The sequence below is a fragment of the Bacillus cereus group sp. BceL220 genome (assembly GCF_051776965.1).
Classification (GTDB): Bacteria; Bacillota; Bacilli; order Bacillales; family Bacillaceae_G; genus Bacillus_A; species Bacillus_A cereus.
This window is the reverse complement of the sequence record NZ_JBPWBC010000005.1, coordinates 272,373-294,945: the sequence shown is the minus strand read 5'-3', so window position 1 is coordinate 294,945 and position 22,573 is coordinate 272,373. Positions and strand designations below refer to the sequence as shown.

Sequence of the window (22,573 nt, the reverse complement as noted above, 5' to 3'; positions counted from 1 at the left end):
ATAAACTGAAATTTCTCATTAAAAACTTTTTTATGTGCAGTAAAATATTGTAGAGGAGGGGAAGGAGATGTTAGCTGGATTTTTAGTTTGTTTATTTGTTGGGTTACTTATCATTTTTTTAGGGTATCAAATACATGTGAAAAAGAGGTTGTTTTTGCTAGCAGGATATCAAGAAGAAACGTTTGTTGGAGATAAAAATAAATTAGCGAAGCTTTCAGGAGCATTTTCTTATATAGTCGGAGTTGCTACTATAATATTACCGCTCGGCTTAGAAAAAATAGGTGATGTAGTTGGTATCGTATATGCTATATTAATTGTTTTAAGTACAGTTGTATTTATAATTAAAGCAAACCTATTAAATAAGAGTGCTATAAAATAAAAAGGCTTCATTCTACTGAAGCCTTTTATTAATTATTATGAAGTATAAGTAAAAGCCGGAATAGGATCAATAAATGTATTCCACTTTTGTTCCATTTCCTTTTCTGTTAATAGACAATCATCTAATGATTGTTCAATCACAGAACGATTCATATCAATACCGATAAATACGAGCTCAGTTATTCGATCTCCATATCGCTCGTCCCAGTTTTTTAATACTTCTGGTTCTTCTGCAATCATTTGATTTCTTTCAGTTTCAGGTAATGCGGCTATCCATTCACCGGCTCCTTGAATTGTAATAGAGGAACCTGCTTGAGATAGAAGCCCTATCATATTATTACGAGATGCGAGCCAGAAGAATCCTTTCGCTCTTACAACATCTAAAGGCCATTTTTCTAGCCAATTCATAAGGCGCTCGGGATGGAAAGGATATTTGCGACGGTAAACAAAGGAATTGATACCGTATTCTTCCGTTTCCGGTGTATGATGTTCACTATTTAATTCTTGTATCCAGCCGGCCGATTGACTAGCTTCTTCATAATTAAATAGATTTGTGTTTAAAATTTCTTGTAATGATACTTTGCTAAACGAAGCTTCAAGAATTTTTGCATTAGGATTTAATTTTTTTAGTAAATGATGAAGCTCTATCACATCTTCTTTTTCTAGCAAATCTATCTTATTAAGAATAATTACGTTTGCAAACTCAATTTGATCTATTAATAAATCAATAACTTCCCGGGTATCATTTTCATCGATTGTTTGTTTTCGGTCTAATAAACTTTCTCCGTCTGCAAAATCATCCCAAAATCTATTTGCATCTACAACTGTAACCATCGTATCGAGGCGGCAATTTTTCGTTAAATCAATGTTAAGAACTTCGTCTGTATAAGTAAACGTTTGAGCAACTGGAATAGGCTCACTTATGCCAGAAGATTCAATAATAATATAGTCAATATCACCATTTTCAACAAGACGATTCACTTCTATCATTAAATCTTCTCGTAGTGTACAACAAATACAGCCATTTTGAATTTCTACTAGTTTTTCCTCCGTACGTGAAAAACCACCCTTTTTTATAAGAGATGCATCAATGTTTACTTCGCTCATATCATTAACGATAACAGCTACTTTTAAGTTATTCTTATTAGTTAAAATATGATGTAGTAAGGTAGTTTTTCCAGATCCTAAAAAACCACTTAATACAGTGATAGGTACTTTTTTCATGAAATGATCTCTCCTTTAAATCGTAATCATTACGTTTTATAATAAATGATGGGAAAGGAAAAATCAATAATAAATCATAATGATTACGATTTAAGAATAGAAATAAACTATAAAATTTGTGCTGTAGTATGAAGCATTTGGACAAGCACATGCTTACATATAAATAAAATGGAGGCGAGAAGGTTGGTTTTTAATAGAGTTTCAAAAGAATTAGCAGGCATAGCTCTTATCACTATGTTTCTCTTTTTATTATTTTTTGTAGATTTTACAAGTCTAGTAAATTTGCACAAAAATATGCCGCAGGAATGGTTGAATGTGAATACGGTATTTTTAAGTATCATTTTTGAAGCAATACCTTTTATTTTATTAGGGGTAATTGTTTCTTCATTTATTCAAGTGTTTGTGACGGAAGATATGATTCAAAAAGTAATGCCGAAATCTCCAATTGTTGCAATGATTCCAGCAGTATTTGTGGGAGTTCTTTTTCCAATGTGTGAATGTGTCATTATACCAATTGTAAGAAGGCTCATTCAAAAGGGGTTACCACTTCATGTAGGCATTGTTATTTTACTGAGTGCACCCATTATGAATCCAGTCGTTTTTTTATCTACTGTATATGCGTTTCAAAAAAATGATTACGTTGTATATGCACGCTTTGGGATAACAATTCTAGTTGCTCTATTCATAGGTCTAATTGTGTATTATTGCTATCGCGAAAGAAATGTTTTAAAAGACGTAGAGGTTTCAGTTCAAACAAGCGAAAAAAAGAGTTGGAAAGATGTTATGAATCACACTGTAGATGAGTTTTTTGATACTGGTAAGTATTTATTGATTGGTGCTTTTTTAGCAAGTGTATTTCAAACGTTTTTTGATCGGAATGTACTGGATGCAGTAGCACATAACGAAGTAATTGCTCCCGTTATTATGATGGGGTTTGGTTATGTTTTATCAATTTGCTCTGCAGCCGATGCTTTTATAGCGGCGTCTTTTGGACATGTTTTCTCGATAAAGGCACTTCTCGCATTTCTTGTGTTTGGGCCTATGCTTGATATGAAAAATACGTTAATGCTATTTGCATATTTTCAAAAGAGATTTGTATTCTTTTTGATGGGAATTGTGATTGTATCTGTGTATACCATCGTGCAAATCATAATGTTATAGGAGGTGAGAAAGAATGGAGAAAGAGGAGCAGAAGGCATATCATCGCTATATTCGTGGCATTATTTTAATTGGTTTAGCAATGCTCTTATTTAAGCTACTTGTAACAGGGAATATTTATAATTTTATCGCTCCAAAAATGATCAAATTTACGTATATAGCTTTTGTAGTAATTTTAATTTTTGGTACTGTGCAAGTTTGGGGAGATGGAAGAGAGAAACAGCATGATTGTAATTGTTGTAAACATCATACAACATCAAAATCAGGGATAAAAAGTTTCTTTGTATATGTTTTATTTGTTGTTCCGATAGTTAGTGCTTTTCTCTTTGGAAGTGTAACAATTGATGGAAGTTTAGCAGGAAAAAGGGGTATGAATCAAAGTGTACAGGCGAGAAGTCTAGAAAGGAACGAAAAAGAGGGGGAACAGGTTAAGTTTGATGGGCGAGAAGTATCCGTTGATCCAGAAGAAACATCAAATTTATCAACGACTTATAAAACGGAAGAGCAAGTAGTAAAAAGTATGTTAGGACAGCGTAAACTACAAGTAAAGGATAAGGACTATGTTCAAACAATGAATGTAATTGGTCAAAATGTTAATTGGTTTAAAGGGAAAGAAATTACATTCTTAGGGTTTATATATAAGGATAAAGATGTGACGGGTAATAAAGCAGTAGTGGCTCGATATGGTATAACTTGTTGTATTGCGGATGCATCAGTCTGGGGGATGATTGTTACCGGGAAAAATATTGAAAAAACTCCAGAAGAAACATGGGTGAAAATAACAGGATTATTAGATGAAACGACATATAAAGGAACAGTCTTTCCACTTGTAAAAGTAAACAAAATCGAGAAAATTAATAAGCCAACTGACCCATATGTATATGATGCTTTACCTTAATAGAAAAGAATAAATTCTTCATATTTTCATGAAATAGAATCATAATCAAGGCGATAAAAAAATAAAGATAAGAGTAATTTGGTTTGTTAAAAATATGTGCAGAAGGAGTTATGCGATGAACTGGGTTACTCATAAACCATCATTTGAATTTGAAACATTTAGTCCTATTATTCGGTCACAATCTGCGTGGAGTGGACATTTAGATTTTGCATATGACTTAGTACGATTTGAAAAACCAGAAACTTTAGTTGAGTTAGGTACACATCTAGGTGCTTCTTTCTTCAGTTTTTGTCAAGGAGTAAAAGATGGAGGGTTATCGACTAAATGCTTTGCAGTAGATACTTGGGCTGGAGATGGGCATACAGGTCCATATGGAGAAGGGGTTTTTCAAATAGTAGAAAAAGTAGTGAGCGATAACTACCTTAATATAGGAAATTTAATTCGATCTACTTTTGATGATGCTGTAGACCGGTTTCAAGATGAAACGATAAATCTTTTGCATATTGATGGCTATCATACGTATGAAGCTGTTTCTCACGATTATAACACTTGGCTACCGAAAGTCGCGAAAAACGGTATTGTATTATTTCATGATATTGAAGTTAGAAGTGGTGATTTCGGCGTATATAAGTTTTGGGATGAGGTAAAAGCGAAGTACCCTCATTTTCAATTTGCGCATTCATATGGACTGGGAGTGTTATTTCCGAAGGGTTGTAGTGATAAGTTTGAGGAAATACTTAAAAATAAAGAAGAAATACAAAATATGTATAAATAAAGGTAGGGCATGCATCATTTTAATGATGTGTGCCTTATTTTTTATGTAGAAAATAATGGTGTGAATTAAAAAGTTAAGATAGTTGTAAAAAGTTTTGTTGCAGCAAATATTAAAAAAGTTAGTATGGGATTGTTCTTTGTAAATAAAGTGAAGCTTTAATACGTTCATGTCAATCCGGGATTTTACAGTAGTTAATTTCTTAACTAGGTGCTTTGCACTTACTGAATTTTGATACAAGGGTCTTATTGACCGAAAATATCGGGATAAATAAAAATACAACATTTTTTATATTTTTCATTGCGAAAAACGTAATCTACTTTTACAATAGAAAGGGTTGTGAATATATTATACTGGAAAAATAAATCGAAATAATATGAAAATTTTGTTTTGTCTTCGCTAATTGTATATTACATACATGTAAGACGACATACGTCATGTTATCGACTTGTAAGGAGAGAAAAAAATGAAAAGTGTAAGATTACCATCGATGCTAGAAATCATAGTTCTTTTATTACTATTTCTTGCTGTTGTCTTTTCCTTCCAAACGATTTTTGATCTCCCAATTCAATTAGCGCTATTTATTTCATGGTTTTTAGTAATTGCGCTTGGATTAAGATTAGGATTTCGTTATCAAGAATTGCAAGATGCAATTACGAAAGGGATTTCTAACGGATTAGAAGCAATACTGATTTTAGTTGCAGTAGGTGCTTTAATTGGAACATGGATTGCTGGTGGGGTAGTACCAACATTAATCTATTATGGATTAGAATTTATTCACCCTAGCATATTCCTATTAGCAACATTAATTATTTGTTCTATAACTTCTATCGCAACAGGAACGTCTTGGGGAACAGTGGGAACAGCAGGTATTGCTATGATGGCGATTGGTGAAGGACTTGGTTTACCACTTCCGCTTGTTGCTGGTGCAGTTCTTTCAGGAGCTTATTTCGGCGACAAATTATCACCACTTTCTGATAGCACAGTTCTTGCAGCTTCTATGGCGAAAGTAGATGTTATTGCTCACGTTCGAGCTATGCTCGTATTAGATGTTCCGGCTTATATTATTACTAGTATTATGTTTACTGTAGCTGGTTGGATGTATGGCGGCGATAATGTAGATTTGAATCGAGTAGAATTTTTAAAAGAAGCTTTATTAAAGCAATTTGATATTAAAATATGGATGCTTGTTCCGGCGGTCATTGTTATCGTTCTATTAGCGATGAAGAAACCGTCTATGCCAACAATTGCAATGGGAGCTTTAATTGGTGCAATTTGGGCAACTCTTTTCCAAGGGATGAACTTTGGAGAGGCGATTGGAACAGCTTATAACGGATTCTCAATTCAATCTGGTGTTGAGTTTGTTGACAAGTTATTAAACCGTGGTGGAATTAACGGCATGCTTGGCTCAGTAGCCGTTATTATTTTCGGTTTAGGATTTGGTGGATTACTTGAAAAACTAGGTGTTTTAAAAGTAATCGTATCAAAATTCGAGAAGAAATTAAATTCTGCAGGTAATGTAACATTGTCTACATTAATCGTGGCATTCTTAGCTAATATATTTGGTTGTGCGATGTATGTATCACTAATTTTAACACCAAAAATTATGGAAGATAGCTATGATAAATTAAAAATAGACCGTCGTGTATTAGCGCGTAACTCAGAAGTAGGTGGAACATTAACTTCAGGTATGGTTCCATGGTCTGATAATGGTATTTTTATGGCTGGTATTTTAGGTGTAGCAACGTTCTCATACGTTCCGTTTATGTGGTTAAGCTTCGTATCGTTAATTTTAGCAGTTATTTACGGATATACAGGCAAATTCATCTGGTATGTAGATGATGCAGATAAAGGAAAGCAAGCATCATAAAATAAAAATCACCTTCTACAATATGTAGAAGGTGATTTTTATTTTTTAATAGCATTTGCTGAAGTTATTTCAATCTCATATTTAACAATTTTTTGTTGTATCTTTTTTAAGTTTTTTTCAGTGTCTTGAATGAGCTGTAAGACATTGGTCTCCTGTTGTTTCATTAATTCTAACCTTTGAAGGATGGTAGATTCTCCTTCCATAGACCAGTCGATAAATTGTTTTATTTTTTGAATTGGCATACCAGTGTTTTTTAAACACAAAATCATCTCTAAATATTTCAGTGCTTCTTCATCAAAAACTCGATCTCCTTTTTCGTTTCTTTGCAGAAAAGGAAACAGTCCTTGTTTATCGTAATAACGTATTTGAGAAATAGTTAAGTGTTGCATTTTGGCGACTTGCCCAATTGTATAATACATATCATTCATCCTTTTATTACCAAGGTATAATGCCATCTTTGTTAAATATTTTACCATTATAGTTTGTTTCACTTAATGCATATTTAATAATAATTTTAGCACTTTCAGTGGTTGTATGGCCACCGGGGGAATTTCCATTAAGATCCGTAGTTGTAAAACCAGGAGTTACTCCAAATACTTCTGGACCGTTAGTGGAAAATTCTTTACTAAAAGCTAATGTTAAAGCATTAATAGCTGTTTTGGAAGAATTATATCCTAGTGTATTAATTGGATGTGTTTCACCATTAGCAAACATTGTTAGTGAGGCCATGTCAGTTGTTACATTTATGATTTTACTGTTGCTGGATTTCTTTAATAATGGTAAAAAGGCTTGCATCATTTGGAAAGTTCCAAAAAAGTTAACTTCAAATCCTTGGCGTAAAGTTTCAATATTTAATTCACTAGGTAGCGTATTGAAGTCTAGCGCTATGCCTGCGTTATTAATTAATAAATGTAAGTGGTCAGTCGTTTCGTAAATTTTCTTTGTTGCTTCTTGAATGGATTGTGAATTTGAAATATCTACTTGAATATAGGAAACGTTTGAAACATTTAAAGATTCTACGGCTTGTTGTCCAAGTTGTTCATTACGAGCACCTAAAAATACGTGATAATCTTTTTCTGCTAATTGACGAACAAGTTCATATCCAATTCCTTTATTCGCACCTGTTATAAAAGCATATTTTTTCATATTGAATTCCTCCAGTAGTGTTATAGTAGGTTACAATGGAAAGGATACAGCCTAAACTTAAGTTTAGGTCAAGAGGAATTTTTTAAAATAAATATAGAATATCTATATATAAGAGTGAGAATTCTTATCATTTAAGAGAAAGTCTGTTATTATAAGAGATGTAGGTATTATATTTTCAAGGGGATGAAAACATGGAGTACAGAATTGAAAGAGATACATTAGGAGAAATAAAAGTTCCAGCTGATAAATTATGGGCAGCACAAACACAACGTAGTAAAGAAAACTTTCCAATTGGAACAGAGCAAATGCCGCTTGAAATTGTAAAAGCATTTGCAATTTTAAAGAAGAGTGCAGCGCTTAGCAATCAAAAATTAGGAAAGCTATCAAAAGAAAAAGCAGAAGCAATTGTAGAAGCTGCGGATGAAGTGATTGCAGGGAAATGGAATGAACATTTTCCGCTTGTCGTATGGCAAACAGGTAGTGGTACACAGTCAAACATGAATGTGAATGAAGTAATTGCAAATCGTGGGAATCAAATTTTGAAAGAGAAGGGATCTGACGTACACATTCATCCGAATGATGATGTGAACATGTCACAAAGTTCAAATGATACATTTCCAACGGCGCTTCATGTAGCTTGTGTAATCGCAGTAGAAAATCACGTATTACCAGCAATTACGAAATTAAAAGAAACTTTAGCAGAAAAAGTAACTGCATTTGAACATATTATAAAAATTGGTCGTACACATTTACAAGATGCAACGCCGTTAACTTTAGGGCAAGAAATTAGCGGATGGCACCGTATGCTTGAAAAAACAGAGCGTATGATTGCAGAGAGCAATACATATATGAAAGAGTTAGCAATTGGTGGAACTGCGGTTGGAACAGGTATTAATGCTCATCCTAAATTTGGTGAGATGGTATCAGAGGAAATTAGTCAATTTACAGGTAAACAATTTGTTTCTGCACCAAATAAGTTCCATGCATTAACGAGCCATGATGAAGTTGTATATACTCACGGTGCATTAAAAGCATTAGCTGCGGATCTAATGAAGATCGCTAACGATGTACGTTGGCTTGCAAGTGGTCCACGTAGTGGTCTTGGAGAAATTATTATTCCAGCAAATGAACCGGGAAGCTCTATTATGCCAGGTAAAGTAAATCCAACGCAAAGTGAAGCGTTAACGATGGTTGTAGCGCAAGTAATGGGGAATGATGCAACAATCGGATTTGCTGCGAGCCAAGGTAACTTTGAGTTAAATGTATTTAAACCTGTTATTGCTTATAACTTCTTACAATCAGCTCACTTATTAGCGGATGCAATTGTTTCGTTTAATGACAATTGTGCAGTTGGTATTGAAGCAGATGAAGAAGTAATTAATGAAAATGTGAATTGTTCACTAATGCTTGTAACAGCGCTAAACCCACATATCGGATATGAAAATGCAGCGAAAATTGCGAAGCATGCTCATAAAGAAGGATTAACTTTAAAAGAAGCAGCATTGCAATCTGGACTACTAACAGAAGAGCAATTTAATGAAATTGTAGATCCAAAGAAAATGATTGCTCCAAAAGAGTAATAGAAAAAGCCAGGGTTCTGAGTATAGAATCTTGGCTTTTTTGATGTTCATTTTTATGTTTCATCTACTTGCAATACTGCAAGCTTCAAAATATATTATTTGTTAGCGGGCGTATTCATTACTTTCATCTGTGGGCAGTTCTCTTTTAAGAGTGAAATGAATTTTTCTTCTTCTTGTGGTACGAAAGTGGTCACTGAGTCAAATAAATTATAATTAATTTCTAATTGTTGCCTCGTCCATTTTTTTGAACGAAGTTTTTTGCCAGAGTACTTAATATGGCGAATGTCTTTAAATGGGATTTCAGTACGAAGTATGAAACCGTGTTTTACAACAAGAGATGATTCCGTTACGTTGTAGTGAGAGAAATAGAATGAAGAAAGATTCACGATATTTAATAGCATCATGAGAGTGAAAAAAATAGAATTTTCATTTTGGAAGAATAACGAAACGAAAAAAATAATTATAAATAATGTAATGAAAATGACGTGGAATGGATTTTTTTTCGCTTTAAACTTCAAGTTAGTCACCTCGGTATACTTGTTCTTTAACTAAATTAAATCATAACATTGTGATAAAACGTGTGAATATGCATAATTGCATATTCACACGTTTTATTATTCATGTAAAATTTCTTGATGGGATAAATTCAAAAGAAGTTTTGTAATAGTGGAGTGGCATGAAGTGACTTACAAGAATAGAAAGATAGCGTTAGTCATAATTAGTTGTATGATGATTATGAGTAGTTGTGCTAATAAATTTGTTGAAGATAGAAATCGAAAGCATACATTTGTACAAGTAAGTAAGGTTTTAGTAGAGACTGTAAATAGAATATATAAAAAGTAAAGGATGTTTTCTTATACGAAAACATCTTTTTTGTAGTTAAAATTGAATACTGAAGTTTTGGAATGAGTGAATACCAGTTCCATATTCACTAATCGCATATGTATTCTGTGCAATTTGTTTAACGGTAAACTAAGGGTCTTGAAGAATATTTATGTTCTATTTCACATCCTATAAAATGAATTTGTATAAACATATTCGCTTTTCGTTGTATTAAACCCTTTTGTTAGATGTTTTTATAAAAGTTTATAAAATGGGTAAACGAAACATTGAAATGTTTGTTTGCGTTGTGATAAGATGATGAAGTGATAATAAACGTTATGCTGATTTGTTTAGTTTTAAATAAACATTTTAAAGGAGTGTTTAGTATGAGTGATATTTCAGAGAAGTTTTGGGATGCGTCAATAGAGGAATTAAAGAAAGGGTATGTGTTTGATGAAGAAAAAGAGGAGTACATTTGCTTAGCTTGTGGTGAAACATTTATTAAAGGTGTTATTTATCAAGATAATCAAATTTTGTATGAAGCAGAGAAGTTCGTCCAATTGCATATTCAAAATGAGCATACGTCTATGTTTGATTATTTGTTAAATATGGATAAGAAATTTACTGGTTTAACGGATTTACAAAAGAAAATGGTTCAGTTTTTCCATATGGGACTGAATGATAAAGAAATTGTAAAAGAAATGGATGGCGGAAGTACATCAACAATTCGTAATCATCGATTTACACTGCGAGAGAAAATGAAGCAAGCAAAAGTATTTTTAGCGCTAATGGAATTATCAGAAGAAAAATCAAAAGTACAAACGAAATTTGTGCCAATTCATAGAACAGCAACGATGGTGGATGATCGATACAATATTACGGAAGAAGAAAATAATGAAGTATTAAAAGCTCATTTTACAGAAGGGTTAGATGGACCTCTCTCTAAATTTCCGAAGAAACAAAAGCGTAAATTAATTATATTGCGCCATTTAGTGAAGAAGTTTGATAGTAATAAAAAGTATACTGAAAAAGAAGTAAATACAGTGATAGAAAATGTATACCCTGATTTTGTAACATTAAGAAGATATTTAATCGAATATGGATTTTTAGATCGAACAGCCGATGGAAGTCAATATTGGGTGAAGTTATAATTATACGAAAAGAAAATGAATAGAAGCACAGTATTATAACAACTATACAAAGAGATAGAGATTGAAAATAGATGTTTAATAAAAGGAGAAATGAAATTTGAAACCACCTGCAGATAACAATAAAGAAGGTGCGGAGTCACATAAGTTGGAAAGTGAGAGTAAACCGATTTGGAAATCGATGTCGATGTTTTTAGTACCGTTATTATTAAGTAATGTACTACAATCAGTTGGACAATTATTTGGTATGGTAGTAGTAGGAAGATGGCTTGGAGTTAATGATTTAGCGGCTATATCAGCATTCTTCCCATTATTTTTCTTGCTCGTTTCATTTGTAATTGGTATCGGTTCAGGAAGCTCTATTTTAATTGGTCAGGCGTTTGGTGCTAAAAACGAAGATCGTTTAAAAGCTATCGTTGGTACGACGTTGACGTTTACCTTTATTATTGGAGTTGTGTTGGCGATAATAGGCAGTATTTTTGCGATGGATATTATGCGTCTAATGGGAACGCCAGAAAATATTATTGAAATAAGTGTACATTATGCACGGATTTTATTTATATCGATGCCAGTATTATTTTTATATTTCGCATATACAACATTTATGAGAGGTACAGGAGATTCTAAAACGCCATTTTACTTTTTAATTGTAAGTACAGCGCTAAATATGATCTTATTACCGATTCTTATTTTTGGATGGTTAGGAGCTCCGAAATTAGATGTGTATGGAGCGGCCTATGCATCTGTTATATCTACAGTTATTACGTTTATTGTCATGCTTGTGTATTTAAAGAAGAAAAATCACCCATTACAACTAGATGGCACGGTTAGAAAATACCTTCGAATGGATGGGGAGTTATTAAAGCTATTGCTAAGGCTCGGTATACCAGCAAGTATAAATATGATATTAGTATCATTATCTGAGATTGCCGTAATCGCATTTGTAAATCGTTACGGTTCGGATGCAACAGCTGCTTACGGCGTTGTGAATCAAGTTGCAAGTTATGTACAAATGCCAGCAGTTAGCCTTGGTATTACAGTTTCCATTTTTGCGGCACAATCGATTGGTGCGAATCAATTTGATCGATTGCAGAAAGTTGTGAAGGCTGGAATTATTATGAACTACGTCATCGGTGGTTTGTTAATATCTCTTATTTACTTATTCTCAAGAGACATCTTATCACTATTTTTAACGAGTCAAACTACAATTGAAATTGCTCATAGCTTAGTTATGATTACGTTATGGAGTTATTTAATTTTCGGTCATGCACAAATTATTAGTGCGACAATGCGAGCGAGCGGTACAGTACTTTGGCCAACTGTTATTGGAGTTGTTTCAATTTGGCTTGTAGAAGTACCCGTAGCATATTATCTTTCTTACCATACAAGTCTTGGAATAGAAGGCATTTGGATCGGGTATCCAGCAGCATTTATTGTCAGCTTAATATTACAGTATGCATATTATAAGCTTTCATGGCAAAAGAAACGAATTACACGATTAGTTAGTTAAATAGAAAAATGTCCCTAAGTTATTAGACTTAGAGACATTTTTTCGTAAGTGCAGGTTTACAAATAGCTTTTTAAAGTGATATCAAAATGTTGTCTAATGAGTGTTTTATCACTCATATAAAACTCCCACGCTTTTTCCGGTTCACCGATAATCTCAAAGGATTCCTCTGTAATATATAAAGCGCAATTATCCTCGAGTGCAATTCCTTCTATATTCCCTTGATGATTTTGTAAAAAGGAATGGAAGGCGTTCATTCTGTTTAATTGATTATAATGTGGACAAAATCTTTTATTAACAATCCCCCATCCGTTACTCTCTATATAACCAGAACCTTCATAATCTGATCGGATACTAGACGTGAACCAACACATAGCACCAGCGCTATAACCAGCAATAAGTGTTCCTTGCTGCAGAGCCAATAATAATTTTTCATCGAGTCTATGTTCTTTCCATTGCGTAAGCATGTGAATATAGTTCCCGCCACCTAAATAAATTAAATCGGCTGAATGAATCATCTCGTCTATTTCATACTTTGAAGGTGAATCTGTTGTAGTACGTAAAATTTGTACTTCACAATGTAATTGTTTTTCAAACGTGTCTAAAAATAATTTTATATAGCTTTCATCATCATGACTAGCCGTTGGAATAAACAATATTTTTGGGTACTGTTTATTTGTTAATTCTATAAGGCGTTCATTAATAGGCAAGTGATTTGAATCTTGTAAATCACCGCCACCAATGACAGCTAATTTCATAGTAAAGCACCACCTAATCATTTTTGTTATATAAAAATTCGATAGAAGAGAGTTACATTCCTTCCGTAATGTAATCAATAATTAGAAAATATAGCTTAAGTATATCGGAATAGTAAAGAAACTACTGACTATATATACCAATGCATTAGAAACCATTCATTGATATATAATATTTCATACTAATGTTTCAAAATATGGAAAAAATATGTTTAAATAGATATAATGACGCATTCATTCATATTGAATTTATACTTATATTTTAAAAGGGTATCGGAAATAATAGCGATTTTCTAAAACAGTTTTTACTTTTAATAGGAAGTTGTATTACAATATGGTAAAATTATTTCAATATATTTATTTAATATGAAATACAAAGAAGGAGCGTGAAAAAAGTGGATTTTCGATTTGAATTTACAACGAAGCTGAAAGAATACTTAGACGATGAGAAGGATGAAAAAATAATAAAAGATGGACATAGAGATGTAATTTTTCACTATTTATATGCGTTAGAGACTGAAATTGGCGTTGTTAAAAATCCTAATTTTACTTTTTTTGCATCAGGAAGACGTTCACATATAGTGTTAGAAAACGTTGAATTTAAAACAGAAGTAAATGTAAAAAGTAATATAATTGAAATTACAAAAATCGTGGATAATGTAGCTATTCCATTAGATACTATCGTAGCGAAAGATCGGGAATTATTTGCCCTTGGGCGTAATGAGAAGTTTAGTGTACAAATATTAGAGCAGTACCTTTTTGATACATTTGGAGAAAAATTAGGTTTAAAATGAATGGAATAGCCTATGTATTTATAGGTAGTTAATTTTCGTATATATCATTTACGTTTGACCTTTCATTTAATTTATACTACAATTCGTAGTGTGAAAGGAGTTGTACAATGTTTACTCAAAACTATAAGTTAAATGAGCACGGGTTAAATCATTTCTTTGGACCGCTTGAAGCAAAAATTATGGAGATTGTTTGGTCTAGCGATGGTATTACGATTAAAGAAGTGCAGCAGAAATTAAGTGAAGAATCACCTGTGAATTTTAACACTGTTATGACAGTTATGAACAGGTTAGTAGAGAAATTACACTTAGAAAAACAGACTGTGAAAAGAAGTGGCATATATCGTGCTGTACAAACGAAAGAAGAATTCTTATCCAATCAAACGAAGAAAATGACACAGGAATTGATGGGGGAATTTGGAGATTTAGTTGTAAATCATATGTTAGATGAGTTAGAGCAGGCTGATCCGACTTTAATAAAAAAGTTAGAAGACAAATTGAGTCAGTTAAAAAAAGAGGATTAATGAAATGAAATGGCAAATGCGTAAAATCGTATTGTTAGCAGTAATTGTTAGTACCCTCTTTTTCAGCTTGTTACTGTATTACGTTACATATCCATTTCTGTTTCAAAATAAGATGTTCCTTCTTTCAAAATTTTGCTTGTTCCAGTTAGAAAAACATATGAAAGAATTATCGCTGATTCGTATAATAATCGCTGGATTATTATTACTTACTGTATTAATCGTGTGCAAAAGAATTTGGCGACAATTTTTCTATAGTAAAAAATTACAAAAAGTACTTATCCCTTTCATCCGAAAAGGAAAACAAATATATATATTGCCGACTACGGAAGTTGCGGCATTTACAATTGGGCTATTTCGTCCGAAAGTTGTCATGTCAGAAGGGATGCTTCAAACATTTTCAGATGAAGAAATGGATGCAATTATTTTCCATGAAGAATATCATCAAAAGAATTGGGATCCGCTAAAATTATTTTGTTTTACGCTATTAGCAGAAGGAATGATGTACATACCAATATTAAAAGGGTTGTTACAGCGATATCATACGTATCAGGAACTAGCTGCTGATAAATATGCGATGCAAAAAATGGAATCCTCACTTGAGTTAGGTAGCGCGTTATTAAAATTAATTAAAATAAAGACAATGGAAAATCGATGTGTTACAGCTTCATTTGCAAAAACAGCAATAAATTTACGAATCGAGCAAGTGTTAAATGAAAAGGTTGTTAAGCTTACTATTCCGTTACATACGAATTCGGTATATGTAACAGTAGGTTTATTCTGTATGTCGGTTGTACTTATTGTCGGAGAGTGCATATAGCCTCTTTTTTTTAGAATAAACACTACTCATTGTAGTGTTTCAGGGGGAATAAAATGAATGCAGCAGATTTAACAATTTGGCTTGTGGCTGGGGCGGGAGTATTGTCATTTATATCACCGTGCTCTTTACCGCTATATCCATCTTATTTATCTTATATTACAGGTGTGTCTATTCAAGATTTAAAAGAAAATCGTGGGATTATGCAAAAATCAGCGATTATACATACAGTATTTTTTATGATCGGATTTTCGGTTATATTTTACGCGTTAGGTTTATCGGTAAGTTGGATTGGAATAACATTTTCATCTAACCAAAAATTGATTCAACAAATTGGTGGGATTTTTATTGTTTTAATGGGGCTATTTATGACGGGCTTGTTTCAGCCTAAGTGGCTTATGGCAGAGAAAAAGGTGCAGTATAGAAGTAAATCGACTGGATTTATTCGCTCGATTTTAGTCGGTATGACATATGCAGCGGGTTGGACGCCATGTGTTGGACCGATATTTTCAGCTGTACTCATGCTTGGCGCGACGAATCCTGAAGGGGCACTTCTTTATATTACAGCGTATACTCTTGGGTTTGCGGTTCCATTTTTCGTGATGGCATTCTTTATTGGGAAGGTAAAATGGATTGTTACATATGCCAATGTCATGATGAAAATTGGCGGTGGAATGATGATTGTAACGGGTATTTTATTGTATACAAATCAAATGACGAAAATTACAGCATTCTTTATTCGACTATTCGGTGGATTTACAGGTTTTTAAAAATGAGGAGGAAGAAAAGTGAAGAAACTAATTGCTATTATACTAGTAGGTGCTCTCGTTTGGGCGGGGGTTAACTTTTATAATTCAAAGAAAGAAGAAAAGGAAAGAAAAGCAAAGCAAGCAGAGTTACAGGAGAAAGAAGTATTACCACAAGTCGGTTTTAAAGCACCTAGCATCACATTAAAAGGATTAGACGGAAAGTTGCAGTCGTTAAATGATGCTAAGGGAAAACCATATATTATTAATTTTTGGGCATCATGGTGTGGGCCGTGTGAAATGGAGGCACCTGATTTAGTTCATATGTATGATAAATATAAAAAGGATGTTGAAATTTTTGCGGTGAATGCAACTGTTAGTGACCCAGTACAAGAAGCAAGCGCATTTGCTAATCGCTATGGGTTTGAGTTTCCTGTTCTATTAGATATGGACGGAGTAGCTGGACTAGATTATAAAGTATTCTCTTTACCGACGACATTTTTTGTTAATAAAGATGGAATTATAGTAGATCATGTACGAGGTGTATTACCACCAGATCAATTAGAAAAGAAATTTAAGAAATTGATTGAGAATTAAAAGGAGATTTCGTGACGATGGAGTGGATCGTGAGGTTACAACCCATATCTCTTATAATTGGAAGTCTATTTGGATTTGTGTTGATGAAACGAAAGATGAGGCATCAAAATGTATCATATGAAAAAATGATGGATGCCGTAACAAATGCTTTTCTTATCATCGTATTTGTATGGAAGTTTGCACCATCAATTTTAAATCCTGTATGGGCCTTTGGGGCGCCAGTGCAAGCAATATTAGCTGTTGGAAGTATGCAACATATTGTAGTAGGATGCGTGATTGCGAGTGTATACATTGTTTGGAAAAGTAAAAAGGAGCAATTTTCGCTTCGTATTTTACTTGATGCATTGCCTTTGGGTCTGTGTGTGAGTATTATCTTTTATTTTCTATTACATCATGAAGTAGGTGCACAAACGACACTACCATGGGGAATGAAAATATATGAATCTAAACTTTTATATCACCCTATTTTCGTATATGAGATCAGCCTTGCTCTTTGTATAATGGGCTTGTTATGGATGAAAAATGAAAGGCTCGGAAATGGAAAGAATATAAGTGTTTTTCTAATTATTGAGGGGTTTGCTCATATTATTATTTCGCTTGTTAGTGAACAAAATTCGGTTCTGTTTGGTCTATCAGCAGAGCAAATAATGAGCTTTTGTATTATTAGTTTAGGGATTTTGTTGGTGTCGAAAAAATAAAAGATAGCCATGTACAGAGAGTATATGGCTATCTTTTATAAGCATATTTCTTCATCATATGCTAAATCATTATATTGTAGAAATCTAAAAACCCCTTTATTAGGGGTTTTTAGGTTTCTATAGGTCTGCATGTGTTTCTTGTTTATCTGTATCCCATTTTGGAAGTTGTTTTGCTTGTTGACTTTCAGTAAAATTATTAAATCCAAAAGCAAGTATGCATGTAAAGGTTAAAATAGCTAAACTAATCTTTTTCATTATCTTAGTGCCTCCTTAGTTAATAATTTTTGTTTTGCTTCGTAAGTATTGAAAAAATATTTTTGAGATTTCTCTATTTTATTCACTTTATGAAATTCTACTGCTAATAATTCGTAATATTCTTGTACATAATCGTATAATTCTTTACTGTTAAAATATGTAGTGCCTGCAATGATTGCGTTTTCTAAGTCGTCTAGAATACCAGTGTGTTGTGTTTTTAAGATAGTGAAATGGTGTTTATATTCTTGATTATTTAATTCATTACAAATTTCTAAGCCTTTTTGAACCCAATCGTTTGCAATTTCTTTTTCATTTAAACTAAAATGTTCTTTGGCTTGTAGAAAATTGGCTTTTAGGTGTTTAGGTAATTTGTTTGTAACTATTGTAAGATGTCTAATAGCAAGGGTTGATAGATTTTGAGAAGAGTAGAGCCAACCTAAGTTATTTCGAACTTTTAAGATTAGTGTATCGTCTTTCAGCTTTTGTAAAATATTGATTGCTGAATTATAGTTCTCTTCGGCTTGTTCGAATTGTTTTAAATAAACAGAACATGAGCCTAAAATGTTTTCGCATAGAGCTATTTTAATTTCATAACGTGGATATTTTGAGAAAATCTCTTTAGCTTGATTTGCATAATTGATTGCTGTAAGTGGTTTGTTTGTATGGTGATTAAATATAGCGAATTTATATTTATATTCAGCTTCTTCTAGTTCGCCTGGTACATGTTTTAAAAGGGATTCAGCTTTTTCGTATTCTTTTTTTGCTTCATCATAATTTCCAATAATGGTAGCATGTTCAGCTTTAAAAAAGTGATAATAATAAGTAATAAAGTCTTCAGTTATTGGATTGTCTAAACGAACAATTTGACTAAAAGTATCATATTTAATGTTTGTCCAATCGGTTAGGACCTTATATTTAAAGTTTAGTAGGGAGTAGTAAAGCGATAGATTTTGATCAGCTTCAATTTTATTAATCTGTTTCTCTATTTTTTCTTTTAATTGTTTCGCTTCAATTAATTGCTCCGCTACCATTACTTGATATAAAATGTTTAATTCGTTGACAATCTGTTCATGCCCTTTTAATAACACACTCATTATATATTCCCCCATTCGATAAAAGTATCCTAATTTAATTATTTCTATAATAGCAAAATAGAAGAAGTATAAGAGTGATTTTACCATATTTTTCAACAAAATTCTGAAAAATTAATTAATTTTTACATATTTCTTATTTTTATGTGAATATTACAAGTGCCTCTGGTAGTGGTGGGATGAATCTGACTCATGATACGTTAGCATCAATGGGAGGGATAGTTTTACTTGTAAATATGTTTTTAGGAGGATTGTTCGGATTGGGTCCAACTGTTAAGTTTTTAACAAAAATTTCACTTTCTTATTTAATAAAAACAGGATAATCCTCATTTTATAAGAATCATCCTGTTTTTATTGATACATTAAAAAATCGGCGGAGTAACAGAAAATAAGACTATCGCGTTTTTTTCAAAATGATTCTCCCATTTATGCTTTAAATAAGCAGGTATCTTTACGCTGTCGCCAGTTTCTAATACGTATTCTTCCTCATTTAAATATAATGTGATTTTCCCATCTAAGACAAATGCTAATTCTTCTCCTTTATGTTCTAGCACATTTTCTGATGAAGCTGTATTAGGCGGGACGGTCATAATTGCTGTTGCTAAATTTCCAGTGAAATCAGGTGAAAGCATTTCATATGATAAATTATCAATAATCATTTTCTTTCGTTTATGGGAACGTACAATTAAATCGTCTGTATTTGTATCTTCAAGTAAAAAGCTAAATGTTGGCACATCAAGAGCTTTAGCAAGCACTTTTAATGTTTGGATAGAAGGGTTAGCGGACCCGCGCTCAATTTGACTTAACATTGATGGTGTAATATCGGCCATCTTTGCTAGTTCTTTACTAGTTAAACCTTTTTCTTTTCTTTGTTTTTCAATTTTTTTACCAATATCTATATTTTCCATAATGAAAATCTCCTTAATAATTATTAAATTATATTTAAATAAATTAAATTAAAATTAACTAAATTGGATTATTTGTGTTAAACTATATTAAAATTAATTTAATTATAATTTATTGTATGGTGAGCTACAAGGATATAAGGAGGAAACAAAATGAAAGAAATAGGGGCATTACAAGCAGAATATCCATTAGTGAATAAGCTTATTGCAACAGAAGAAGTATTTTGGATAAATCCAAACATACAAATGTATGAAACAGCAATAAAAGATTCACCACTTAATGAAGAGAATGTAAAAGATGCGGAAGAGAGATTAAAGCGTTTTGCACCATATATTGCGAAAGTTTTTCCTGAAACGAAAGGGGCGAACGGCATAATCGAATCACCTTTAGTGAAAATACCTTCTATGAAAGAAGCTTTAGAGAGAAAATATGAGCAACCTATTTTAGGAGAATTATTATTAAAATGTGATAGTCATCTTCCAATATCAGGATCAATTAAAGCTAGGGGCGGCATTTATGAAGTGTTGAAACATGCTGAGCAACTAGCATTGCAGCACGGAATGGTAACAGAAGAAGATAATTATTCCGTTTTAGATAGTGATACATGTAGAGAGTTTTTCTCGAAATATTCAATTGCAGTAGGTTCTACAGGGAATTTAGGACTTAGCATAGGGATTATGAGTGCGAATCTAGGTTTTAATGTAACTGTTCATATGTCAGCAGACGCAAAAGAATGGAAGAAAGATTTATTAAGAAGTAAAGGTGTAAACGTTATTGAATATGAAGATGATTATAGCAAAGCAGTAGAAGAAGGAAGAAGACAAGCGGATGCGGATCCTAGCTGTTATTTTGTAGACGATGAAAACTCACATGATTTATTTTTAGGATACGCAGTAGCCGGATCACGATTACAAAAGCAATTAGAAGAGTTAGAGGTTGTAGTAGATGAAGATCATCCTTTATTTGTTTACCTTCCGTGCGGAGTAGGAGGAGGACCTGGCGGAGTAGCATTCGGTTTAAAGTTATTGTATAAAGATAATGTTCATTGTTTCTTTGCAGAGCCAACACATTCTCCTTGTATGTTACTCGGCTTAATGACAGGCCTTCATGACAAAATTTCCGTTCAAGATATCGGAATTGATAATGTAACAGATGCGGATGGACTTGCGGTAGGAAGGCCATCTGGATTTGTCGGTAAAACGATGGAACCATTTTTGAGTGGGAATTACACAGTAAGCGATGAAGAGTTATATAGATTGTTAAAAGAACTAGCTGATACGGAAAATATTTATTTAGAGCCTTCTGCACTAGCAGGTATGATAGGGCCAGTGAAAGTATGCAAAGAAGGTGAGTATTTACAAAAGCAACAGGTAACAGAGAAGGTGAAAAAAGGTACTCATATTGTGTGGGGAACGGGTGGAAGTATGGTTCCAAAAGATGTAATGAATGAGTATTATAGGAAAGGTTTGGATTTAACGGTATAAGAAAAATGAGGCTAGTTGTAGCCTCATTTTTTCATGTACATAAAAATCTTTGTTATTTTCACAATAGTTCTTTATAGTATATATAAAGGATAACTAATATTGAATAAATACAACAAAAAAGCTTTATTTTACATAATAAGAGGATGTGTATACGATGTCATTACAGACTAAATATATAGCGGGTATTTCGCTTGGGGTTATGGGTGTCGGCTTTGCGGCTTCTATCCCTTTTCAAGGAACGGTAGCTGGAGAGATTATACAAGGTGGATTTGAAGCTGGATTGGTTGGTGGACTTGCGGATTGGTTCGCGGTTACAGCTTTATTCCGTCATCCGATGGGAATACCAATTCCGCATACAGCTTTGTTACCTAAAAACCGTAAACGGGTAACGAAAGGACTCATTCATACGTTAGAAAATGAATGGCTGACGAAAGAAAGTATTACGAATAAAGTAAAAGAGATGCAGTTAGTACAAATGGTACTGCAAATTGCTGAGAGAGAAATGCAGTCTGATGCTGTGAAAAAGGGGATTGTAACGATTGCAGAGAAAGCAATTGTTACAATAGATACAGAAAAGTTAGCTGTTATTATTGAAAAAGAATTAAAAACATATTTGCATACAATTAATACAAGTAACATTTTACAAGTGCTTGTTGATCAATTAGTTGTGCAAGAATATGATGAAAAGACACTTGATTACATATTAGTGAAGGTAAAAGATTGGACAGCGCAAGATGAAGCTCGTTACCAGCTCGGTAGCTTAGGTATGAAGGCGATGGAAAATATAAAAGTAGATGGATTCTTGCAGTTTACTTTGAAATCATTTATGAATATTGTAGATGAAGATAAAATTGGCGGCATTTTGCAGAAGTTTATCATTAGTAATATTAACAGCTTACAAGAGGCTGATAATAGCACAAGACAACTTATATTAGCGAAGATTCGTCAAGAAATTATCAATGTAAAAGAAAATGAAGCCTTATTACAGGAATTAGAAAATTGGAAAGAAAAGTGGATTGCGAATTGGAATGCTACTGACAAAATAAAAGAGATGCTAGAGCAAGTACAACAAAGAGCAGTTACTTTTGTAAATAATGAAGAATTTGCTGATAAATATGTTATTCCATTTTTACAAAAACAAATGAATAAAATAAAAGAAGATGGACAGACAGTTCAAAAAATAGAAGAGTGGTTACAAAAACAAGTTGTGAATCTTGTTGAGAAGAACCATTCGAAAATTGGTAAGCTTGTACAAGAAAACCTTGATAAGTTAGATGATAAAACGTTAATCGAAATGATTGAAAATAATGTCGGTAAAGATTTGCAGTGGATCCGAGTGAACGGGGCGGTTTGCGGATTTATGATTGGATTAGTGTTAGAAGGAATTAAAGCGATTATATGAGAAAAAC

The 22,573-nt window shown here is 32.9% G+C and carries 25 protein-coding genes; 17 read left to right on the top strand and 8 right to left on the bottom strand.

What is annotated here, in order from left to right:
• Positions 1 to 67: 67 nt before the first annotated feature.
• Positions 68 to 379, top strand: coding sequence for a DUF3784 domain-containing protein (locus ACS2FK_RS16275; protein ID WP_063547000.1), 312 nt, complete (start codon positions 68 to 70; stop codon positions 377 to 379).
• Positions 380 to 414: 35 nt separating this feature from the next.
• Here the strand turns inward: ACS2FK_RS16275 and ACS2FK_RS16270 are convergent, their stop codons facing one another.
• Complete coding sequence (locus tag ACS2FK_RS16270; RefSeq protein WP_063547001.1) at positions 415 to 1,602, bottom strand: GTP-binding protein; 1,188 nt, start codon at positions 1,600 to 1,602, stop codon at positions 415 to 417.
• Positions 1,603 to 1,770: 168 nt separating this feature from the next.
• Here ACS2FK_RS16270 and ACS2FK_RS16265 point away from each other — a divergent pair, with 168 nt between their 5' ends.
• The 4 genes from ACS2FK_RS16265 to nhaC all read left to right on the top strand — a co-directional run bounded on the left by ACS2FK_RS16265 (position 1,771) and on the right by nhaC (position 6,300).
• On the top strand, positions 1,771 to 2,763 hold the full coding sequence (locus ACS2FK_RS16265) for a permease (RefSeq protein WP_176543690.1): 993 nt from the start codon (positions 1,771 to 1,773) through the stop codon (positions 2,761 to 2,763).
• A 13-nt stretch (positions 2,764 to 2,776) separates the two neighbouring features.
• Positions 2,777 to 3,658, top strand: coding sequence for a TIGR03943 family putative permease subunit (locus ACS2FK_RS16260; RefSeq protein WP_063547003.1), 882 nt, complete (start codon positions 2,777 to 2,779; stop codon positions 3,656 to 3,658).
• A gap of 115 nt (positions 3,659 to 3,773) precedes the next feature.
• Positions 3,774 to 4,433, top strand: a complete 660-nt coding sequence (locus tag ACS2FK_RS16255; protein WP_001104670.1) for a class I SAM-dependent methyltransferase — start codon at positions 3,774 to 3,776, stop codon at positions 4,431 to 4,433.
• Positions 4,434 to 4,896: 463 nt separating this feature from the next.
• Positions 4,897 to 6,300 (top strand): Na+/H+ antiporter NhaC, encoded by a 1,404-nt coding sequence (gene nhaC, locus ACS2FK_RS16250; protein WP_000843992.1) that lies wholly within the window; start codon positions 4,897 to 4,899, stop codon positions 6,298 to 6,300.
• 38 nt (positions 6,301 to 6,338) lie between these two features.
• Here the strand turns inward: nhaC and ACS2FK_RS16245 are convergent, their stop codons facing one another.
• A complete protein-coding gene (locus ACS2FK_RS16245) occupies positions 6,339 to 6,719 on the bottom strand; it encodes a MerR family transcriptional regulator (RefSeq protein ID WP_063549274.1) in 381 nt (126 codons plus the stop codon).
• 16 nt (positions 6,720 to 6,735) lie between these two features.
• Positions 6,736 to 7,446 carry an SDR family NAD(P)-dependent oxidoreductase gene (locus tag ACS2FK_RS16240; RefSeq protein ID WP_000759553.1) on the bottom strand — a complete coding sequence of 237 codons (711 nt, stop codon included), beginning with the start codon at positions 7,444 to 7,446 and terminating at the stop codon, positions 6,736 to 6,738.
• Between the two features lie 191 nt (positions 7,447 to 7,637).
• Between ACS2FK_RS16240 and fumC the strand changes: the two genes are divergently transcribed.
• Complete coding sequence (fumC, locus tag ACS2FK_RS16235) at positions 7,638 to 9,026, top strand: class II fumarate hydratase (protein ID WP_063547004.1); 1,389 nt, start codon at positions 7,638 to 7,640, stop codon at positions 9,024 to 9,026.
• Between the two features lie 95 nt (positions 9,027 to 9,121).
• Here the strand turns inward: fumC and ACS2FK_RS16230 are convergent, their stop codons facing one another.
• On the bottom strand, positions 9,122 to 9,544 hold the full coding sequence (locus ACS2FK_RS16230; RefSeq protein ID WP_000669072.1) for a PH domain-containing protein: 423 nt from the start codon (positions 9,542 to 9,544) through the stop codon (positions 9,122 to 9,124).
• 690 nt (positions 9,545 to 10,234) lie between these two features.
• On the opposite strand from ACS2FK_RS16230, the gene ACS2FK_RS16225 reads away from it, so the two are divergent.
• Both ACS2FK_RS16225 and ACS2FK_RS16220 read left to right on the top strand, forming a co-directional pair.
• Positions 10,235 to 10,999, top strand: coding sequence for a DUF2087 domain-containing protein (locus tag ACS2FK_RS16225; RefSeq protein ID WP_001280273.1), 765 nt, complete (start codon positions 10,235 to 10,237; stop codon positions 10,997 to 10,999).
• A 97-nt stretch (positions 11,000 to 11,096) separates the two neighbouring features.
• Positions 11,097 to 12,506 (top strand): MATE family efflux transporter, encoded by a 1,410-nt coding sequence (locus ACS2FK_RS16220; RefSeq protein WP_000804123.1) that lies wholly within the window; start codon positions 11,097 to 11,099, stop codon positions 12,504 to 12,506.
• A gap of 56 nt (positions 12,507 to 12,562) precedes the next feature.
• On the opposite strand, the gene ACS2FK_RS16215 is transcribed toward ACS2FK_RS16220, so the two are convergent.
• A complete protein-coding gene (locus tag ACS2FK_RS16215; protein WP_000762116.1) occupies positions 12,563 to 13,261 on the bottom strand; it encodes a peptidase E in 699 nt (232 codons plus the stop codon).
• A 392-nt stretch (positions 13,262 to 13,653) separates the two neighbouring features.
• On the opposite strand from ACS2FK_RS16215, the gene ACS2FK_RS16210 reads away from it, so the two are divergent.
• From ACS2FK_RS16210 to ACS2FK_RS16185, 6 genes are all read left to right on the top strand, one after another.
• Complete coding sequence (locus ACS2FK_RS16210) at positions 13,654 to 14,052, top strand: DUF3942 family protein (protein ID WP_000347525.1); 399 nt, start codon at positions 13,654 to 13,656, stop codon at positions 14,050 to 14,052.
• A 107-nt stretch (positions 14,053 to 14,159) separates the two neighbouring features.
• Positions 14,160 to 14,573: a BlaI/MecI/CopY family transcriptional regulator gene (locus ACS2FK_RS16205; RefSeq protein ID WP_000495052.1), complete on the top strand. Its 414-nt coding sequence runs from the start codon at positions 14,160 to 14,162 to the stop codon at positions 14,571 to 14,573.
• A 4-nt stretch (positions 14,574 to 14,577) separates the two neighbouring features.
• On the top strand, positions 14,578 to 15,390 hold the full coding sequence (locus tag ACS2FK_RS16200; RefSeq protein WP_023521637.1) for a M56 family metallopeptidase: 813 nt from the start codon (positions 14,578 to 14,580) through the stop codon (positions 15,388 to 15,390).
• A 53-nt stretch (positions 15,391 to 15,443) separates the two neighbouring features.
• Positions 15,444 to 16,157: a cytochrome c-type biogenesis protein CcdA gene (gene ccdA / locus ACS2FK_RS16195; protein ID WP_000990439.1), complete on the top strand. Its 714-nt coding sequence runs from the start codon at positions 15,444 to 15,446 to the stop codon at positions 16,155 to 16,157.
• Positions 16,158 to 16,175: 18 nt separating this feature from the next.
• Positions 16,176 to 16,730 carry a TlpA family protein disulfide reductase gene (locus tag ACS2FK_RS16190; protein WP_000733187.1) on the top strand — a complete coding sequence of 185 codons (555 nt, stop codon included), beginning with the start codon at positions 16,176 to 16,178 and terminating at the stop codon, positions 16,728 to 16,730.
• 17 nt (positions 16,731 to 16,747) lie between these two features.
• Positions 16,748 to 17,428 carry a prolipoprotein diacylglyceryl transferase family protein gene (locus tag ACS2FK_RS16185; RefSeq protein WP_000454853.1) on the top strand — a complete coding sequence of 227 codons (681 nt, stop codon included), beginning with the start codon at positions 16,748 to 16,750 and terminating at the stop codon, positions 17,426 to 17,428.
• A 117-nt stretch (positions 17,429 to 17,545) separates the two neighbouring features.
• Here ACS2FK_RS16185 and ACS2FK_RS16180 read toward each other — a convergent pair whose 3' ends face one another.
• Both ACS2FK_RS16180 and ACS2FK_RS16175 read right to left on the bottom strand, forming a co-directional pair.
• Positions 17,546 to 17,683, bottom strand: coding sequence for a hypothetical protein (locus tag ACS2FK_RS16180; RefSeq protein WP_000724012.1), 138 nt, complete (start codon positions 17,681 to 17,683; stop codon positions 17,546 to 17,548).
• Positions 17,683 to 18,777, bottom strand: a complete 1,095-nt coding sequence (locus tag ACS2FK_RS16175) for a tetratricopeptide repeat protein (protein ID WP_000114845.1) — start codon at positions 18,775 to 18,777, stop codon at positions 17,683 to 17,685. Before ACS2FK_RS16175 ends, ACS2FK_RS16180 begins: the two co-directional genes overlap by 1 nt.
• A gap of 143 nt (positions 18,778 to 18,920) precedes the next feature.
• On the opposite strand from ACS2FK_RS16175, the gene ACS2FK_RS16170 reads away from it, so the two are divergent.
• On the top strand, positions 18,921 to 19,097 hold the full coding sequence (locus ACS2FK_RS16170) for a hypothetical protein (RefSeq protein WP_002025592.1): 177 nt from the start codon (positions 18,921 to 18,923) through the stop codon (positions 19,095 to 19,097).
• A gap of 39 nt (positions 19,098 to 19,136) precedes the next feature.
• Here ACS2FK_RS16170 and ACS2FK_RS16165 read toward each other — a convergent pair whose 3' ends face one another.
• Positions 19,137 to 19,682 (bottom strand): helix-turn-helix domain-containing protein, encoded by a 546-nt coding sequence (locus ACS2FK_RS16165; RefSeq protein ID WP_063547005.1) that lies wholly within the window; start codon positions 19,680 to 19,682, stop codon positions 19,137 to 19,139.
• Positions 19,683 to 19,832: 150 nt separating this feature from the next.
• Here ACS2FK_RS16165 and ACS2FK_RS16160 point away from each other — a divergent pair, with 150 nt between their 5' ends.
• On the top strand, positions 19,833 to 21,164 hold the full coding sequence (locus ACS2FK_RS16160; RefSeq protein ID WP_063547006.1) for a D-serine ammonia-lyase: 1,332 nt from the start codon (positions 19,833 to 19,835) through the stop codon (positions 21,162 to 21,164).
• Positions 21,165 to 21,318: 154 nt separating this feature from the next.
• Positions 21,319 to 22,566, top strand: coding sequence for a DUF445 domain-containing protein (locus ACS2FK_RS16155; protein WP_063547007.1), 1,248 nt, complete (start codon positions 21,319 to 21,321; stop codon positions 22,564 to 22,566).
• Positions 22,567 to 22,573: the final 7 nt, after the last annotated feature.